Here is a 17,256-nt window from a genome sequence, read left to right on the forward strand (position 1 = left end):
CGGCGGACGCGGCCGGCACTGCTGACGGCGAACAGCGCTGACGGCGAACAGGGCGGACCGGCCGGACTGCCCCGGAGGAAACCCGCGTAGCATCGTCAGGATGGCCTCCTCGCTCCCCGCAGCGCCGGCGGCGACCACGCGGCACTTCGCCGACGACCTCCGGCAGCGCTCGGACACCGCGCTCGCCGCGCTCCTGCGCGCCCGTCCTGATCTTGCCGCCCCCTCCCCCTCGACGCTCCGGTCGCTCGCGGCCCGCGCGTCCAGCCGCACCTCCCTCGAACGCGCCCTGGCCCGTGCCGACGCCCTGACCCTGCAGGTCCTGGAGGCGGTGATCGCCCTCGAACCCGTCTTCCGCGCACCGTCCGGCGGCGCCGACGTCGACGGCCCGCCGCTGCCCGGACCGCTCAGCCCCGAGGTGGTCACCTGGGCGCTGGGCGGTCCCCCGGACGACCGCTCCCTGGTGGCGGCCGCCGTGCACCAGGCAGTCGAGCAGGCCCTGCTGTGGGACGGCGGGCCGGGTAGCGGGCAGGGCGACGACCAGGGCCCCGACCTGCGCACCTCGCCGGGGCTCGACGAGCTGCTCGGCCCCAACCCCGCTGGCCTGGGCCCGCACGTCGAACCCGTGCCGGACGGGCTGGCCGAGGCGGTGGGCCGCTCTCTCGGCTCCGCCCCGGGCAGCGCCGGCCTGAGCGCAACGGACGCCACGCTCGACACGCTCCTCGCCGACGCGCCGGGCGGGGCGCGTGCGATCCTGGACGCCCTCGCCTGGGGGCCGCCCGTCGGCGTCGTCCCGCCCGCGGGCTCCCGGCCACGAGACGCGGTGAACTGGCTGGTCACCGCGCACCTCCTGGTCCGGTCGGACGCACGACACGTGGTGCTGCCACGGCTGGTCGGGCTGGCCCTCCGCGGCGGCCGCACCCACCGCGCGCCACACGCCCGGCCGCCCGAACCGCGGGGCCGCACCGTGCCCACGGCCACCGCCGACGCCGAGGCAGCGAGCGCCGCCCTGGAGCTGGTGCGCCGGGTGCGACTGCTGCGCCAGTCCTGGGACGAGAGCCCGTCGTCGGTGCTGCGCGCCGGCGGGCTGGGCGTGCGCGACCTGCGCCGGCTCGCCGCGCTGCTGGAGGCGGACGAGCCGGCGACGGCGTTCGTGGTCGAGGTCGCGGCGCTGGCCGGTCTGGTGCGCGACGACGGTGAGGCTCCGCCGTCGTACGTGCCCACGGTGACCGACTGGGACGACCTGGACGACGCCGCCCGCTGGGCGCGGCTGGCCGAGGCGTGGCTGACGGCGCGGCGTGCGCCGTGGCTCGTGGGCTCGCGTGACGACAAGGGTGCGCTGCGCGCCCCGCTGTCACCTGACCTGCAGCGGCCCTGGGTACCGCGGCTGCGCCGCAGCGTGCTCGGGGTGCTCGCGGCGGCCCGCGACGCGGACGCCGTGCTCGCCCCGCCGTCGGACGCCGTGGTCGAGGTGCTGACCTGGCACACGCCGCGCTCCGTGCCGCCCGCCAGCGCGGTCGAGGGCCTGCTGGCCGAGGCGGAGTGGCTGGGCGTGACGGGTGCGGGCGCGCTGTCGGCGCCGGGGCTGGCGCTGCTGGAGCACGACCCGTCGGCCGGCGGCACCGCCGGTGGGTCCGGCGGCGCGGAGCCGCCCGACGTCGCCGGGGTGCTGCGTGCGGTGCTCCCGCACGAGGTGGACGAGATCCTGCTCCAGGGCGACCTCACGGGGATCGTGCCGGGGCGGCCCTCACGGGAGCTCGCGCGGCTCCTGGAGCGGTCCACGGACGTGGAGTCGCGCGGCGCGGCGACGACGGTGCGGTTCAGCCCGGCGTCGGTCACGCGCGCGCTCGACCAGGGCGACACGGCGGACGGCCTGCTCGACGAGCTCGCGCACCGCTCCCCCGTGCCCGTTCCGCAGCCCCTGGAGTACCTGGTACGGGACACCGCGCGGCGGCACGGCGCCGTGCGGGTGGGTTCGGCGTCGGCGTACCTGCGGGCCGCCGACGCGACCGTGCTCGCCGGGCTCGAGCACGACCCGTCGCTCGTGGGCCTCGGCCTGGTGCGGCTGGCGCCCACCGTGCTCGCGGCGTCCGTCCCGGCGGCCGCGCTGCACGAGGCGCTCCGCAGCCGCGGCCTGGTCTCGGCCCTGGAGGGCCCGGACGGTCGGGTGCTGGTGGCCCGGCGCGGGGTCACGGGCCGGGCCATGCCGGCGCCGCGCTCGGCGGCGGCGATCCGGACGGGCTCCGCGGCCGACGTCGCGACGCGCGCCCCCGATCCCGAGGCCCTGGTCGCGGAGCTGCGGGCCGTCGAGGCGGCGGCCCGCGCCGGTGCCCGGGCCCGGGCGGACGCGGCCGAGGTGGCGCACTCCGTGGCGGCGCCCGGCGCCGTCCCGTTGCGCGGCTACCGCGTGGTGAGCCCCGCGGTCCCGGTGACCGCCGACGAGGTGACCGTGCCCGGGCCGGCCCCCGGGTCGGCGTCGGCGGCCGGGTCGTCCGGCCCGTCCGAGCCGCTCGACGACGACCCGGGAACACAGCACCCCGCCGACGGGTTGGCACTCTTGCGCGACGCGCTCCGCGACGGCTCCACCGTGATCATCGAGGTGGCCGGACACACCGGCCGGCTGGAGCGCCGCGAGCTGAAACCCCTGAACCTCGACGGCGGCAGGCTGCGTGCGCTCGACCCGGACCGCGAGGCCGAGCTGACGATCGCCGTCCATCGGATCGCGTCGGTGCTGCCGACGTCATCCACGCCGTGAACCGCAGTAGAGCAAGACTGAGGGAGACTCCATGCCCGACGGCCCGTTGATCGTGCAGAGCGACAAGACGCTCCTGCTGGAGGTCGACCACCCGAGCGCCGAGCAGGCGCGGCGCTCGATCGCGCCCTTCGCCGAGCTGGAGCGCGCGCCCGAGCACGTCCACACCTACCGCCTGACGGCGCTGGGCCTGTGGAACGCGCGCGCGGCCGGGCACGACGCCGAGCAGGTCGTGAACACGCTCATCGAGTTCAGCCGCTACCCGGTACCGCACGCGCTGCTGGTCGACGTCGCCGAGACGATGTCCCGCTACGGGCGCCTGCAGCTCGCACAGGACCCGGCGCACGGCCTGGTGCTGCGCACCACCGACCGCGCGGTCCTGGCCGAGGTGCTCAAGTCGAAGCGCACCGCGGGCCTGGTCGGCGCACGGATCGACGAGTCCACGGTGACGGTGCACCCCTCCGAGCGCGGCCACCTCAAGCAGGTGCTCGTCAAGCTCGGCTGGCCGGCCGAGGACCTCGCGGGCTACGTCGACGGCGAGAAGCACCCCATCGAGCTGAGCCCCACCACCCACCCCCGGACGCCGCACGAGCAGGCGGCCCCGTGGGAGATGCGGCCCTACCAGGCGCAGGCCGTGGACGGCTTCTGGCACGGCGGCTCGGGCGTCGTGGTGCTGCCCTGTGGTGCCGGCAAGACGATCGTCGGCGCGGGCGCCATGGCCAAGTCGGGCACCACGACGCTGATCCTGGTGACCAACACCGTCAGCGCGCGCCAGTGGCGCGACGAGCTGGTGCGGCGCACCACGCTGACCGAGGACGAGATCGGCGAGTACTCCGGCACCAAGAAGGAGATCAAGCCGGTCACGATCGCCACCTACCAGGTGCTCACCACCAAGCGGAAGGGCGTCTACACGCACCTCGAGCTGCTCGACGCCCGCGACTGGGGCCTGGTCCTGTACGACGAGGTGCACCTGCTGCCCGCGCCGGTCTTCCGCATGACGGCGGACCTGCAGGCGCGCCGCCGGCTCGGCCTGACCGCCACGCTGGTGCGCGAGGACGGCCGGGAGGACGAGGTGTTCAGCCTGATCGGCCCCAAGCGGTTCGACGCACCGTGGAAGGACATCGAGGCGCAGGGCTACATCGCGCCCGCCGACTGCGTCGAGGTCCGTCTCACGCTCCCGGAGTCCGAGCGCATGACCTACGCGACGGCCGAGACGGAGGACAAGTACCGGCTGGCCGCGTCGGCGTCGGGCAAGAAGAAGGTGGTGGAGCAGATCGTGGCGCGCCACCCCGACGACCAGGTGCTGGTCATCGGGCAGTACATCGACCAGCTCGAGGAGCTGGCCGAGCACCTCGGGGCGCCGATCATCACCGGGCAGACCACCAACAAGGAGCGGCAGCGGCTGTTCGGCGCGTTCCGCGAGGGCGAGATCAGCCGGCTCGTGGTGAGCAAGGTCGCCAACTACTCGGTGGACCTGCCGGAGGCGTCCGTGGCCATCCAGGTCTCGGGGTCCTTCGGGTCGCGGCAGGAGGAGGCGCAGCGGCTCGGGCGCATCATGCGGCCCAAGGCCGACGGCCGCACCGCGCACTTCTACGCCGTGGTCGCGCGGGACACCGTCGACCAGGACTTCGCGGCCCACCGGCAGCGGTTCCTGGCCGAGCAGGGGTACGCGTACCGCATCGTGGACGCCGAGGACCTGGACGGCTCCCCGGCCGATTCGACGGCTCCCTGACAATCACCCTGCTCGGCACGTGAAAATGCCCTTCATGCTGGGCATTCACCTGAGGATTCGTTGCATGTGCGCAACGTTCCGGCCTCCGATTGCGGTGTGCTGAACCCGGGGTGACGATCAGGGACGTGATCGAGTCCCGAGCAAGAGCCGAGCTTCCGCACGATCCCGGCACCCGTGCTTCCGGGGGCTGGGTCATCGTGGCCTTCGCGGGCCTGGTCAGCGTGGTCCTGGCGGCCACGTCCCAGGCCGCCAACGCGACCGTCGTCCGGCCGGCCGAGCCGCTGCCGTCCGTGTCGCCCCGCCTGACGGCCGCGATGCAGGCGGAGCTCATGAAGGACGTGCTGCCCGCGTCGCCGCCGATCACGCTCACGGACGCCGTGACCGACAGCGCGGGTGTGCTCACCGACGCCGAGCGCGAGGACGTGCTGGAGGCCGTGGACCGCCTGGCCGGCGAGACCGACCTGCGCATGTTCGTGGTGTACATCGAGAGCTTCGACGGCACCGACCCGGTGGACTGGGCCAACGCGAGCGCGAACCAGTCCGGGCTCCGCACCGACGACCTGCTCCTCGCGATCGCCACCGCGGACGCCGAGTTCGGCCTGTCCGCGGACAGCAACGTGACGCTCACCGACAGCCAGCTCCGGCAGGTCGACAGTGCCGTCGCCGCCGCCGTCGAGGACGAGCAGTGGGCCCCGGCCGCGACCGAGGCCGCCGACACCGTCCGCCAGGGAGTCGCCGGCGCCACCAGCCCGCTCCTCGTGGTGGGCATCGCGCTGGCGGCGGTGCTGCTGCTGGTCGCGCTCGGGTTCGTGCTGTGGCGGTTCGCGGTGCCCCGGCTGCGCCCGCTCCTCGCCCAGCTCCGGGACCGCACCCCGGTGGCCGCCGCCCCGGCCGCGGGCGTCTACTCCGACCTGACCCTGGACGAGCTGGACGAGCGCGCCGCCGTCGCCCTGGTCGGCATCGACGACGCGCTCAAGACCTCCGAGCAGGAGCTCGGCTTCGCCCGCTCGGAGCTCGGCGGCGACGCGACGCGGGACTTCGAGCTGATCCTCGCGGGGGCCGCCGGCGACGTCCGCGAGGCGTTCGCGATCCGGCAGGCGCTCGACGTCGAGCGGGAGGGCGCATCGGCAGGTACGCCGGCGACGCCTGCCGGTACCGTCGGCGCCGCCCCGGGCGACGAGCGCGAAGCCGGCGAGGACGCCGCGGGGCCTGGGGCGGAGGCCGCGGCACCCGAGTCCCCCGAGGACGCCGCCCGCCGCGAGCGCCTGGCCAGGATCATCGCGCTGTGCGACGCCGCAGCGGACACGCTCGACGCGCGCACGCGCGCGTTCGACGACCTGCGCCGCCTGCAGCAGCGCGCCCCGGAGCTGCTGGCCGACGTCGTGACCCGTGAGGCCGAGCTGTCCCAGCGGGTCGCGGTCACGCGGAGCCTGCTGACCCAGCTCGACCGGCGGTACCCGACCGGACCGCTGGCGACCGTCGTGGGCAACCCCGAGCAGGCGGAGCTGCTGCTGGCCAACGCCAAGGAGGCCGTGGCCGCGGGGAACTCGGCCCTGGCCGCCGGGCAGAAGGCCGTCGCGGTGGCGCACGCCCGCGGCGCGCAGAACGCGCTGGGACAGGCCGCCGTGCTGCTGGACGCCGTGGACTCCACCGCGCTGCACCTGCGCGACGCCGTGGGCCGGCTCGACAAGTCGATCGCCTCGCTCACGCAGGACGTGGCCTCCGCCAGGGCCGTCGAGGGCGACCTGCGGGTCACCCTCGCGCGCGCCGCCGCACAGGCCTCGCTCAAGCACGTCGAGGTGACACGGCAGGGCGGCGACCCGCTGGCCGGGCTGCAGCGCATCGCCACGGCGGAGGCGGCCCTGGACGCCGCGCTGGCGTCCGTCCGCGACACCACCGAGGTCAAGGCCCGGGCGTCAGCGCTGGTCCGCGACACCCTGGTCCGGGTCGACGCGCAGCTGCGCCAGACCGGCGACTTCGTCGCCACCCGCCGCGGCGCCGTCGGCGCGACGGCGCGCACGCGGCTCGCGGAGGCGGTCCGCCTGGCCGACGTCGCCCGCGCCCTGCACCCGACCGACCCGACCGCCGCGCTGGGCGAGGCCCAGGAGGCGAGCGCCATGGTCCGGGAGGCCGCCCGGCTGGCCCGCGAGGACGCGGATGCCGTCGTGGCTGCCGCAGCCGCCGCAGCGGCGGAGCCCGACGCCGAGGGCGCCGAGGGCGCCGACGCGAACGGGCCGATCACCGGCGGCATGATGCTCGGCGGCATCCTGCTCGACCCGAACCTCGCACGGTCCCGCAAGCGCGCCCGCACGGCGCGCATCGGCGGCGGGTTCGGCGGGGGCGGCTTCGGCGGCGGCCGCCCGACCGCGCACCGCAAGCTCGGCACGGTCCGGGCGTGGTGGCCGGCGTCGACTCGCTGACGACGCGCGAGAACAGGGTGGGCGAAAGGTCGGGTTTTCGGTAGTTTTACGTTGCCGACAACCCGGCCTCCGCCGTTCGCACGGATCACCCCTCCGGAGTACACGTTGAAGAAGTTCGCGCTGCCCGCCGTCCTGGTCCTCACCCCGCTGCTCGCCTCGTGCGGCACGAGCCCGGCCGCGGACGACGCGGCCTCGGCGCCGCCGCCCGTCGCGGCTGGTGAGGTGCACTGGTCGTACAGCGGTGCGGAGGGCCCGGCGGAGTGGGGGCACCTGTCCGCCGACTTCGAGTCGTGCTCGACCGGCAGCGCCCAGTCGCCCATCGACCTGCCCGCCCACGCCGACCAGAAGGCGACGGAGCACCCGACTATCACGTCGTCCCTGACCGTCGGTGAGTCGGTCGACACGGGCCACACCGTCCAGCTCGTGCCCGAGAGCGGGGCATCGACCGTCGAGTGGGACGGCACCGAGTTCACGCTCGCCCAGACGCACTTCCACGTGCCTTCGGAGCACACGGTCGCGGGCGAGGCGATGGACGCCGAGTTCCACCTGGTCCACACCACCACCGATGGGCAGACGCTCGTGATCGGCGTCCTCGCCGAGGAGGGCGCGGAGAACGCGGCGTGGCAGCCGTTCGTCGAGGGCGCGGCGACGCCGGGCACCGCCGACCTGCCGCTCGACGTCGCGGCGATGCTCCCGGAGGACCCCACCTACGAGGCGTACGAGGGCAGCCTGACGACACCCCCGTGCACCGAGGGCGTCCAGTGGGTCGTCTACACGACGCCGGTCGAGCTGTCTGCCGACCAGATCGCAGTGCTCGACGAGGCGTCGCACGGGCACAACGCCCGCCCGACGCTGCCCCAGGGCGACCGCACCCCGTACGAGGGCACGCTCGCCCTGGGCGAGTAGCGCGGGGGCCGCAGGCTACAGGTAACGCAGCGGGTCGAACTCCTCGATCGGGATGATCCGGACGCGCGGCAGCATGGTCGTGAAGGCGTCGGCGTCGCCCTCGAGGTCGTACATGACCAGGCCGCGCTGCTCCAGGTCCGTGAACCGGGCGTTGACGAACTCGCGGAAGCCCAGGAGGCCGACCCGGCGGTCGTCGTCGGCCAGCAGCGCCTCGATCTGCGGCAGGAAGTCGCCGTCGTGGCTCGCGAGCAGCACATCGCCCGGCCGGTCCAGCAGCGCGTCGAGGGTGCGCTGGATACCGACGTCGACGACCTTCTCCGAGCCCTGCGCGGCCAGGGGGATCGGCTTGTAGCCCATGGCGAGCAGCGCCTGGACGAACGGCATCGGCATCTGGCCGGATGTCGCGTTCAGGAAGAACAGCGGCACGACCTCCTGCGACCAGACCTTCTCGGCGAACGCGGAGATGCGGTCCCAGCGCGGGCGCTCCTCGGGGGCCGGACGGCGGTTCAGCACGTTCATGCCGAGCGTGGCGTCGATGTTCTCACCGTCGACGATGAGATACGTGCGCCGGGGCGTCTGCCCGGGCTCCTGCGGTGACGGTGCTGACATGCGACACAGCCTAGGCCGTGTGGCGGCAATCGCGGAGCCGAACCCTGACGGAACGGTCAGCAGGTGCCCGGAGCCGCGGTCCGGGCGATTTCCCGGGCGAAACTCAGGCAGTCTTCAGGAAGCGGTCGCACACTGGAAACATGGCTACTCCCGAGGCGCGTCTGGTCGTCGTGGACGACGAACCGAACATCCGCGAGCTCCTGTCCACCTCCCTCCGCTTCGCGGGCTTCGAGGTCCATGCCGCCGCGGACGGCAACGGGGCGCTCCAGCTGGTCCGCGACGTCGAGCCGGACCTCGTGGTGCTCGACGTGATGCTCCCGGACATGGACGGTTTCACGGTCACCCGACGCATGCGGGCGACCGGCCGGCACACCCCCGTCGTCTTCCTGACCGCCAAGGACGACACGCAGGACAAGGTGCAGGGCCTGACCGTGGGCGGCGACGACTACGTGACCAAGCCGTTCAGCCTGGAGGAGGTCGTGGCCCGGATCCGCGCGGTGCTGCGCCGCACGGGCGTGCCCGCCCCCGAGGAGGAGGCCGTGCTGCACGTCGGCGACCTGGAGATGGACGAGGACTCGCACGAGGTGCGCCGGGCCGGCGTCGAGGTGGACCTGTCCCCCACCGAGTTCAAGCTGCTGCGCTACCTCATGCTCAACTCCGGCCGGGTCCTGTCCAAGGCGCAGATCCTGGACCACGTGTGGCAGTACGACTGGGGCGGCGACGCGAACATCGTCGAGTCCTACATCTCGTACCTGCGGCGCAAGATCGACACGCTCGAGGTCGGGGGCGAGACCCTGCCCCCGCTGATTCACACCAAGCGGGGAGTCGGGTACCTGCTGCGCGCCCCGCAGCCCGTCCGTGCTTAAGGAGCGCCTCGCCGGCATCCCCCTGCGCGCACGGCTCGTCGCGATCATCTCGCTGCTCCTGGCGGCGGGGCTGGGCATAGCGGCGGTCGCGACGACGACGGTTGTCTCGACCTTCCTCGTGCAGCAGGTGGACGACGAGCTGGACTCGGCCTCGCGCAACCTGTCGTCGACCATCGACTCCCTCCAGCCGGGGTCCACGCAGGCGCTGCCCTCCGACTACTACGTCAAGATCGTGGGCGAGCAGAGCGAGCCCGAGGAGCACGGGGTCTCCGCCATCCTCCGGTTCGGCAGACCCGAGCTGCCGGACGTCACGTACGAGGAGGCCGCCGCGAGCAAGGGCGAGGAGTTCACGACGTCCGGGAAGAGCAACGGAGCCGGCACCAAGAACTGGCGCGTCGTCACCGTGGCCGCGCAGTACACGACCGGCGAGCCCGCGGTCGTCTACGTCGCGCTTCCCCTGGTCGGTATGGACAACACCGTCTCGATCCTGACCCGCACCCTGATCATGTCCGGCCTCGGCATCGTGCTGCTCGGCGGGCTGACCGCCTGGGTGCTGGTCGAACGGTCGCTCCGTTCGCTGCGGTCGGTGGAGCACACGGCCGCGCAGATCGCCGCGGGCGACCTCAGCCAGCGCGTCCCGGAGGCCCCTGCGGGCACGGAGATGGGCTCGCTCTCCACCTCGCTGAACGCCATGCTGACGCAGATCGAGCGAGCCTTCGCGGCGCAGGAGGCGTCGGAGGTGCGGATGCGGCAGTTCGTCTCGGACGCGTCGCACGAGCTGCGCACGCCCGTCGCGACGATCCGCGGCTACGGCGAGCTGTACCGGATGGGCGCCCTCGACACCGCGGACAAGGTCGACGACACGATGGTCCGCATCGAGGACGCCGCCCGCCGCATGGGCACGCTGGTCAACGACCTGCTGGTGCTGGCCCGGCTGGACGAGGGCCGCCCCGTGGCCCGGGAGGACGTCGACCTGGCCGCCCTCGCGCGCGACTCGGCCCAGGACCTGCACGCGCTCGACCCGACGCGCGAGGTCACCGTGGTGCCGCTCCTGAAGGGCGGCAGCGTGCCCGAGAAGCTGATCGTCGAGGGCGACACGGATCGCCTGCGCCAGGTCCTCACCAACCTCATCGGCAACGTCGCGCGGCACACGCCTGCGGGTACGCCCGCCGAGATCGCGCTGGGCGTGCGGCCCGGGACGGCGGGTGCGAACGGCAGCGCGAAGACCGGCGAGAACGGCGAGCGCCCCCCGGGCAGCGACAAGCCGTCGCCCGGCGGCGTGGCCGTGCTCGAGGTGCGCGACCACGGCCAGGGCCTCACCGAGGAGCAGGGCCGGCGGATCTTCGAGCGGTTCTACCGCGCGGACTCGTCGCGCACCCGCGAGTCGGGCGGCTCCGGGCTCGGGATGGCTATCGTCGCGGCGATCGTGGGCACGCACGGCGGGCACGTCGAGGTGGCGCAGACCCCGGGCGGTGGCCTGACGGTCCGCCTCACCCTCCCTCTCTGAGGCGTCAGGCGTACCGGCCACCGGGTGACCTGTCTGACACCTCGGTGCCGAACCGTGATCACGATCCCGTGACAGCGGTAGCCGCCGCTGACCGTTTCAGTAATAGGCTGGTCGTGGAGTGACCGACATCGACCGTAAGGCAGAGTTCACATGGGCGTGCTGACGTCTGACGCGCCGCAGTGGTTCCTCAAGTCCTTCGTCCGGAGCGCGGTGGGCGCGGGGGCCACGGCGGACACCGACTCGATCGAGGAGGTCGGCCAGTCGCTCCTGGAGCGCTGGGCCGACGAGCACCGGCATTTCCACAACCTGCGCCACCTGGCCTCCGTGCTGCACCGCGTGGACGAGCTGGCCGAGGAGACGCACGAGCCGGACCTGGTGCGCCTCGCCGCCTGGTACCACGGTGCGGTGTTCAACGCGGAGCGCAAGGTCGCCGACGCCTCGCAGGGCGGCGAGCAGACCACGGCCTCCGCGATGCTGGCGCACGACGAGCTGACCCGGCTCGGGGTGCCCGAGCGAGCGGCGGACCGGGTCGCGGCCCTGGTCAACGCCATCGTCCGGCACGCGCCCGACCCCGCGGACTTCGACGCCGCGGTGCTCAACGACGCCGACCTCGCGATGCTCGCCGCCGAGCCGCAGCGCTACAAGGACTACAAGTCCGCGGTGCGCGCCGAGTACGCGCACATTCCCGCCGAGGACTACCTCCGCGCCCGGATCCGCGTGATCGAGCGGCTGCTCGCCCGCAAGTCGCTCTTCCTGAGCCCCATGGGCGCCGCGTGGGAGGAGCCCGCGCGGCAGAACCTGGACATGGAGCTGCACCGGCTGCGCAAGGAGCAGGCGAAGCTCGACACGGCCTGAGCGCCGGCCAGACCCTCCGCACGGCCCCGCAGTGGTTCGAGCGCGACCACACCCCCGCTTTCCACACCCCTGTGCACAGCCCTGCCCGGCGCCGCCCCGCCGGCGCCGGCCGGGTGCCTAACGTCAGGTGACGACGCCGGACGGCCCGGCGCGCGGGGAGGTGAGGGCCATGCGGTTCGAGGTGGACAGCGACCAGGTGGAGCAGGCGAGCGCGGCGGTGGCGGGCTCGGTGGCGACGGTGCGCACGGAGGTGGGGGCGCTCATGCGCAACCTCGACGCCCTCCAGGCGACGTGGCAAGGACCCGCCGCCGCGGCGTTCGGCGGCACGGTGGCGCAGTGGCGGGGCGCGCAGGCGCAGGTCGAGGGCGCGCTGGACGCGATCCAGGCCGCGCTGGCGGCCGCCGCCCGCACCTACGCGGAGGCCGAGGCGGCGGCCACTCGCATGTTCTCCTGACGCCGCCCGCGAAAAGGCCGACGCCGGCCGGTCACCCTCCGCGTGAGAGGTTGACCGACCGGCGTCGGACAGATTCCCGGGCCGGAGCCCGAGGGGGTCAGGCCGGACTCAGAAGTCCATGCCGCCCATGCCACCGGACGGGTCGCCGGCCGGGGCGCCAACGGGCTCCGGCTTGTCGGCGACGACGGCCTCGGTGGTGAGGAACAGCGCGGCGATCGACGCAGCGTTCTGCAGCGCCGAGCGGGTCACCTTGACCGGGTCGTTGACGCCCGCGGCGAGCAGGTCCTCGTAGACGCCGGTCGCGGCGTTCAGGCCCTGACCGGAGGGAAGGTTGCGCACCTTCTCCGCCACGACGCCGCCCTCGAGGCCGGCGTTGATGGCGATCTGCTTGAGCGGGGCGTCGATCGCGGCACGCACGATCGTGGCGCCGATCGCCTCGTCGCCCTCGAGCTCCAGCTTCGGGAACGCGACGGCGCCGGCCTGGATGAGGGCCACGCCACCACCGGCGACGATGCCCTCCTCGACGGCGGCCTTCGCGTTGCGAACGGCGTCCTCGATGCGGTGCTTGCGCTCCTTGAGCTCCACCTCGGTGGCCGCACCGGCCTTGATGACGGCGACGCCGCCGGCCAGCTTGGCGAGGCGCTCCTGCAGCTTCTCGCGGTCGTAGTCCGAGTCGGACTTGTCGATCTCGCTGCGGATCTGGTTCACGCGACCGGCGATGAGGTCGGCGTCGCCGGCACCCTCGACGATCGTGGTCTCGTCCTTGGTGACGACGACCTTGCGCGCCTGGCCGAGCTCCTCGAGCGTCGCGTTCTCCAGCTTGAGGCCCACCGTCTCGGTGATGACCTGGCCGCCGGTGAGGATCGCGATGTCCTGCAGCATGGCCTTGCGGCGGTCGCCGAAGCCCGGGGCCTTGACGGCGACGGACTTGAAGGTGCCACGGATCTTGTTCAGCACCAGGGTCGCCAGGGCCTCGCCCTCGACGTCCTCGGCGATGATGAGGAGCGACTTGCCCGACTTCATGACCTGGTCGAGCAGCGGCAGCATGTCCTTGACGTTCGAGATCTTCGACTCGACGATCAGGACGTACGGGTCCTCGAGCACGGCCTCCTGGCGCTCGGGGTCCGTCTCGAAGTAGCGGGCGAGGAAGCCCTTGTCGAAGCGCATGCCCTCGGTGAGCTCGAGCTCGAGGCCGAAGGTGTTCGACTCCTCGACGGTGATGACGCCTTCCTTGCCCACCTTGTCGAGGGCCTCGGCGATGAGCTCGCCGATCGCCGGGTCGCCGGCCGAGATGGCGGCCGTGGCAGCGATCTCTTCCTTGGTCTCGATCTCCTTGGCAGCGTTCAGCAGCTGCTCGGTGACGGCCTCGACGGCCTTCTCGATGCCGCGCTTGACGGCGATCGGGTTGGCGCCGGCGGCAACGACACGCAGGCCCTCCTTGACGAGCGCCTGGGCGAGCACGGTGGCGGTGGTGGTGCCGTCACCCGCGACGTCGTCCGTCTTCTTGGCGACCTCCTTGACGAGCTCCGCACCGATCTTCTCGTACGGGTCGTCGAGCTCGATCTCCTTGGCGATGGAGACACCGTCGTTCGTGATCGTGGGGGCGCCCCACTTCTTGTCCAGAACGACGTTGCGGCCCTTCGGGCCGAGCGTGACCTTCACGGTGTCGGCGAGCTGGTTGAGCCCGCGCTCCATGCTCCGACGAGCTTCCTCGTCGAAGGCGATGATCTTGGCCATGGGGATGAATCCTCCGCTGGTGGCTTGTCCAGGCCGGCCGGTGCCCGCGACGGACGGCCACCGCCGGAGCGATCACGTCTCGCCACGGCAGGAGGCCTCACCATTCGACCCTGCTGTCACTCTCCAACGGAGAGTGCTAAGACATTATTGGCACTCGGACCATGAGAGTGCAAGGCGCGTACTCCGGGGGCGAACGCGGGCCCTACGCGGGCGCCAGCCCCAGGACGTGCCGGATGTCGAACTCCCGCAGCAGCGCCCGGCGCGCCGCGTGCCACCCGCCCATGCCGTGCACGCCCGGTCCGGGCGGGGTCGACGCCGAGCAGAGGTACACACCCTCGGCCAGCTGGTACGGGTCGGGCGCCGGGGTCGGCCGGGCGAACATCTGCCAGATGCTGGCGGCCCCCGAGGAGATGTCACCGCCCGGGTAGTTCGCGTTGTGCAGCTCCATGTGGCTGGCCGGTATGCACCGCGAGCCGACGACGACGTCGCGGAAACCTGGCGCGAACCGCTCGATCTGCCGGGTGACCGCCTCGGTGAGGTCCTGCGTCGAGCCGGCGGGCACGTGGGCGTAGGTCCACAGCGGCCGCCTGTTGCCGCGCACGCGCCCCGGGTCGGCGACGCCCGGGTCGCTGAGCAGGACCATCGGCCGGTCGGGGTGCGTCCCGTTCGCGACGGCGTCCTCCGCGATGACCATCTCGGCGCGGGTACCTCCGACGTGCACGGTCGACGCGCGCCCGACGTCCGGCACCGTCCAGGGCACGGGCTCCGACAGCACGAAGTCGACCTTGGCGGCCGCGTTGCCGTAGCGGAACCGGCGCAGGGCGGCCCGTCGCGGCACGCTGATCCGGTCGCCCATGATCGACAGCACGGCCCGCGGGGTGGTGTCGAAGAGGACGGCGCGGGCAGGCGGCAGGTCGTGCCAGTCCTCGACGGCCCGCCCGGTCTCGATGGTGCCACCGTGCGCCTCCAGGTCACGGACGAGGGCGTCGGTAACCGCCTGTGAGCCGCCCACCGGGACGGCCCAGCCGCCGTCGGCGTGCGCGAGGGCCGCCAGGAGCAGAGCCGTGCCCGCGCCCGCGTACGACGGGAGTGGTGTGATCGCGTGCGCCGCGACGCCGGTGAGCAGCGCCTTGGCCTCCTCGGTGAGGAACCGCCGGTCCCAGCGCGGGCCGCCCTGCTCCAGGAGCGCGGCGCCGAACCGCAGACCGGGACGCACCGCCGAGGCGGCGCCCCACGCCGACGACGCCGGCCCGCCGCGCACGCCCTCCAGCATGCCGCGCACGGTCCGCTTGTCCCCGAGCGCGAGCGCGGTGACCTCGCGCCAGCTGTCGGCGAGGGGTGCGATCAGGTCGCGCCACGCGTCGCCGTCCGGCCCCAGGCCGTCCGCCGTCCGGTCGAGGTCACGGAAGGCGAGGCCTGCGCGCCCGCCGCCGAGCGGCTGGGCGTAGGCGATCTCGGGCGCGACGAGCTCCACACCGTGCGCGCCCAGGTCGAAGGCACGGAAGAACGGCGAGGCCCACGCCATGGGGTGCACGGCGGAGCAGAGGTCGAAGACGAGGTCGTCGGCGAGCTCGGGGACGGGGAGCGTGCGCGCGCCTCCGCCGGCCGTCGGCTGGGCCTCCAGGACCCGGACCCCGAGCCCGGCGCGCGCGAGCGTCACCGCGGCTGCCAGCCCGTTCGGGCCGGAGCCCACCACTACGGCGTCGAGGAGCGTCACCGACCCATCGAATCATGGTGCTCGCTGGGCTGGGGGTGCCGGGCGGGAACCAGAGCGAGCAGCCGCGGTACGGGCGGCTGCTCGATGGCGTCGGGCATCGTCGTCCGACATCGTGCGGTACCAGTCGTCATCGACCGTCCAGTGCGGACGCCGGGGTCTGGGTCCCAGCATCCATCGAGGGGGGTGGCGGGCGACGGGTGGGCCTGTCCCACCCGTCGTCCCATCGAATCAGAGCGGACGAACCTGCTCTGCCTGCGGACCCTTCTGTCCCTGCCCCACCTCGTACTCGACTTCCTGACCCTCGTCGAGGGACCGGTAGCCGTCACTCTGGATCGCACTGTAGTGAACAAAAAGGTCCTGGCCGCCGGCAGTCGGGGTGATGAAGCCATACCCCTTCTCGGCGTTGAACCACTTGACGGTGCCCTGGGCCATGCGTAGTTCTCCTTGTACCTCTGCACGGGCCATGCGGTCGACCCGTGGTGGTTCGAGCCTAGTGGTCCGTCTCACACCAGGGAACCCTCTATGCCCGGTATGTGGCATTAAGCGCATGGCGAACGTGCAGGTCAGAGGGCTACGGAGATAGCCAGGGAAGCGAATATCAGGCTGGTGGTACCGGTTGGCAACATCAACCGACGCGTTACTTGATGATGACGATGACCGCGTACGGCGACGACGTGACCTCTGCCGACTCGATGGCGGACGTCGCGCCGATCGCCTGCGCGACGGCCGCGGCGGTGTCCGCGCGCGTCGCGCCGTACAGCACCGTCGTCTCCGTGTAGCCCTGGCCGAGGCCCGCTGTGTCGTCGGCGGCGTCGACGGTGCCGGTGAAGCCGGCTGCGATGATCGTCTCCGCGGCGGTCCCGGCGGCGCCGGTGGGCCCGCCCGAGTTGAGCACCTGCACCCCTGCGGTCAGGTCCGCCTTTGCCGGGTCGCCGGTCACCGACGAAGGCGCCTCCTCGGAAGACTCGCCGGACGGCTCCCCACTGGGCTCGCCCGAAGGTTCACCCGAGGATTCACCCGACGCGGAGGCTGACGGGGAGGCCGGCGCGGAGGCCGAGGTTGACGGGTCGCCCGATGCCTCGGCGCCACCACCGTCCCCGGACAGCAGCGTGATGCCACCCCACGCCACGGCGGCGCAGACTACGGCGACCAGCAGGAACGGCCAGGCCGAGCTCCAGCCGCTGCGCGGCGCACGGTGCACACCCACTGGTGCGCCCCCGGGGACAGCGACGTCGAACTCGTCGGGCGGGTAGGGGTAGCCACTCTTCGTCACGGCAGAGAGAGTAGCGGGTTGTTGTGACAGAACGGTGCCTTCTCAGTGGTTCTCATCCGCCAACCGCCGTGCTGGGCGTGCTCGCTGCCGGGTCGAGCGGAGCCTGCGCAGGCGCTTGACCAGCATCGGGTCGTGCTCCAGCGCCGCCGGGGAGTCGATCAGCGTATTGAGAACCTGGTAGTAGCGCGTGGCCGTGAGCCCGAACAGCTCACGCGCCGCCTCCTCCTTGGCGCCGGCGTACTTCCACCACTGGCGTTCGAACGCGAGGATCTCGCGGTCCCGGTCCGAAAGGCCCTGGTCGGCGCCCGCGGCCTCGGGAGCGGGTGCCTCCACGTGCGCGACCAGCGTCTCGCCGATCTGCTCGCCGTAGCCCGGGAGCATGTTCCTGTCGTCCACCTGAGTCCTTACTCACGTCGTCCACGCCGGCGTTC

General features: G+C 73.2%; 15 protein-coding genes. 8 read left to right on the plus strand and 7 right to left on the minus strand.

What is annotated here, in order from left to right:
- The first annotated feature begins 100 nt into the window (after positions 1–100).
- The 4 genes from ACH47X_RS13690 (at position 101) to ACH47X_RS13705 (ending at position 7,807) form a co-directional block, all read left to right on the plus strand.
- Entirely contained in the window at positions 101–2,752 is a 2,652-nt protein-coding gene (locus ACH47X_RS13690; protein WP_397405096.1) for a helicase-associated domain-containing protein, read from the plus strand.
- A 31-nt stretch (positions 2,753–2,783) separates the two neighbouring features.
- The gene (locus ACH47X_RS13695) at positions 2,784–4,481 is read left to right on the plus strand and encodes a DNA repair helicase XPB (RefSeq protein WP_020017263.1); all 1,698 of its coding nucleotides are present in this window, start codon (positions 2,784–2,786) and stop codon (positions 4,479–4,481) included.
- Between the two features lie 125 nt (positions 4,482–4,606).
- The gene (locus ACH47X_RS13700; RefSeq protein WP_397405098.1) at positions 4,607–6,901 is read left to right on the plus strand and encodes a TPM domain-containing protein; all 2,295 of its coding nucleotides are present in this window, start codon (positions 4,607–4,609) and stop codon (positions 6,899–6,901) included.
- Between the two features lie 105 nt (positions 6,902–7,006).
- Positions 7,007–7,807, plus strand: a complete 801-nt coding sequence (locus ACH47X_RS13705) for a carbonic anhydrase (RefSeq protein ID WP_397405100.1) — start codon at positions 7,007–7,009, stop codon at positions 7,805–7,807.
- A gap of 15 nt (positions 7,808–7,822) precedes the next feature.
- Here ACH47X_RS13705 and ACH47X_RS13710 read toward each other — a convergent pair whose 3' ends face one another.
- Entirely contained in the window at positions 7,823–8,416 is a 594-nt protein-coding gene (locus ACH47X_RS13710) for an NYN domain-containing protein (RefSeq protein WP_036964106.1), read from the minus strand.
- 140 nt (positions 8,417–8,556) lie between these two features.
- Here ACH47X_RS13710 and ACH47X_RS13715 point away from each other — a divergent pair, with 140 nt between their 5' ends.
- The 3 genes from ACH47X_RS13715 (at position 8,557) to ACH47X_RS13725 (ending at position 11,644) form a co-directional block, all read left to right on the plus strand.
- Positions 8,557–9,282, plus strand: coding sequence for a response regulator transcription factor (locus ACH47X_RS13715; protein WP_026366019.1), 726 nt, complete (start codon positions 8,557–8,559; stop codon positions 9,280–9,282).
- Positions 9,275–10,789, plus strand: a complete 1,515-nt coding sequence (locus tag ACH47X_RS13720; protein WP_397405103.1) for a sensor histidine kinase — start codon at positions 9,275–9,277, stop codon at positions 10,787–10,789. The genes ACH47X_RS13715 and ACH47X_RS13720 overlap by 8 nt, the downstream gene beginning before the upstream one ends.
- A 150-nt stretch (positions 10,790–10,939) precedes the next feature.
- Positions 10,940–11,644: a hypothetical protein gene (locus ACH47X_RS13725; protein WP_397405105.1), complete on the plus strand. Its 705-nt coding sequence runs from the start codon at positions 10,940–10,942 to the stop codon at positions 11,642–11,644.
- Positions 11,645–11,767: 123 nt separating this feature from the next.
- Here ACH47X_RS13725 and ACH47X_RS13730 read toward each other — a convergent pair whose 3' ends face one another.
- The gene (locus ACH47X_RS13730; RefSeq protein ID WP_397405150.1) at positions 11,768–11,908 is read right to left on the minus strand and encodes a hypothetical protein; all 141 of its coding nucleotides are present in this window, start codon (positions 11,906–11,908) and stop codon (positions 11,768–11,770) included.
- Between ACH47X_RS13730 and ACH47X_RS13735 the strand changes: the two genes are divergently transcribed.
- Positions 11,874–12,098 (plus strand): WXG100 family type VII secretion target, encoded by a 225-nt coding sequence (locus tag ACH47X_RS13735; protein ID WP_397405146.1) that lies wholly within the window; start codon positions 11,874–11,876, stop codon positions 12,096–12,098. The genes ACH47X_RS13730 and ACH47X_RS13735 overlap by 35 nt on opposite strands.
- 108 nt (positions 12,099–12,206) lie before the next feature.
- Here the strand turns inward: ACH47X_RS13735 and groL are convergent, their stop codons facing one another.
- The 5 genes from groL to ACH47X_RS13760 all read right to left on the minus strand — a co-directional run bounded on the left by groL (position 12,207) and on the right by ACH47X_RS13760 (position 17,221).
- Positions 12,207–13,835, minus strand: coding sequence for a chaperonin GroEL (gene groL, locus ACH47X_RS13740; protein ID WP_036959313.1), 1,629 nt, complete (start codon positions 13,833–13,835; stop codon positions 12,207–12,209).
- Between the two features lie 202 nt (positions 13,836–14,037).
- Complete coding sequence (locus ACH47X_RS13745) at positions 14,038–15,552, minus strand: phytoene desaturase family protein (RefSeq protein WP_397405107.1); 1,515 nt, start codon at positions 15,550–15,552, stop codon at positions 14,038–14,040.
- 228 nt (positions 15,553–15,780) lie between these two features.
- Complete coding sequence (locus ACH47X_RS13750; protein ID WP_036964095.1) at positions 15,781–15,984, minus strand: cold-shock protein; 204 nt, start codon at positions 15,982–15,984, stop codon at positions 15,781–15,783.
- Between the two features lie 205 nt (positions 15,985–16,189).
- Positions 16,190–16,825 (minus strand): LytR C-terminal domain-containing protein, encoded by a 636-nt coding sequence (locus tag ACH47X_RS13755; protein ID WP_397405109.1) that lies wholly within the window; start codon positions 16,823–16,825, stop codon positions 16,190–16,192.
- Between the two features lie 42 nt (positions 16,826–16,867).
- Positions 16,868–17,221 (minus strand): DUF3263 domain-containing protein, encoded by a 354-nt coding sequence (locus ACH47X_RS13760; RefSeq protein ID WP_142040458.1) that lies wholly within the window; start codon positions 17,219–17,221, stop codon positions 16,868–16,870.
- Positions 17,222–17,256 lie beyond the last annotated feature (35 nt).

It is taken from the genome of Promicromonospora kroppenstedtii (genome assembly GCF_044389675.1).
In the GTDB taxonomy this organism is placed as follows: domain Bacteria; phylum Actinomycetota; class Actinomycetes; order Actinomycetales; family Cellulomonadaceae; genus Promicromonospora; species Promicromonospora kroppenstedtii.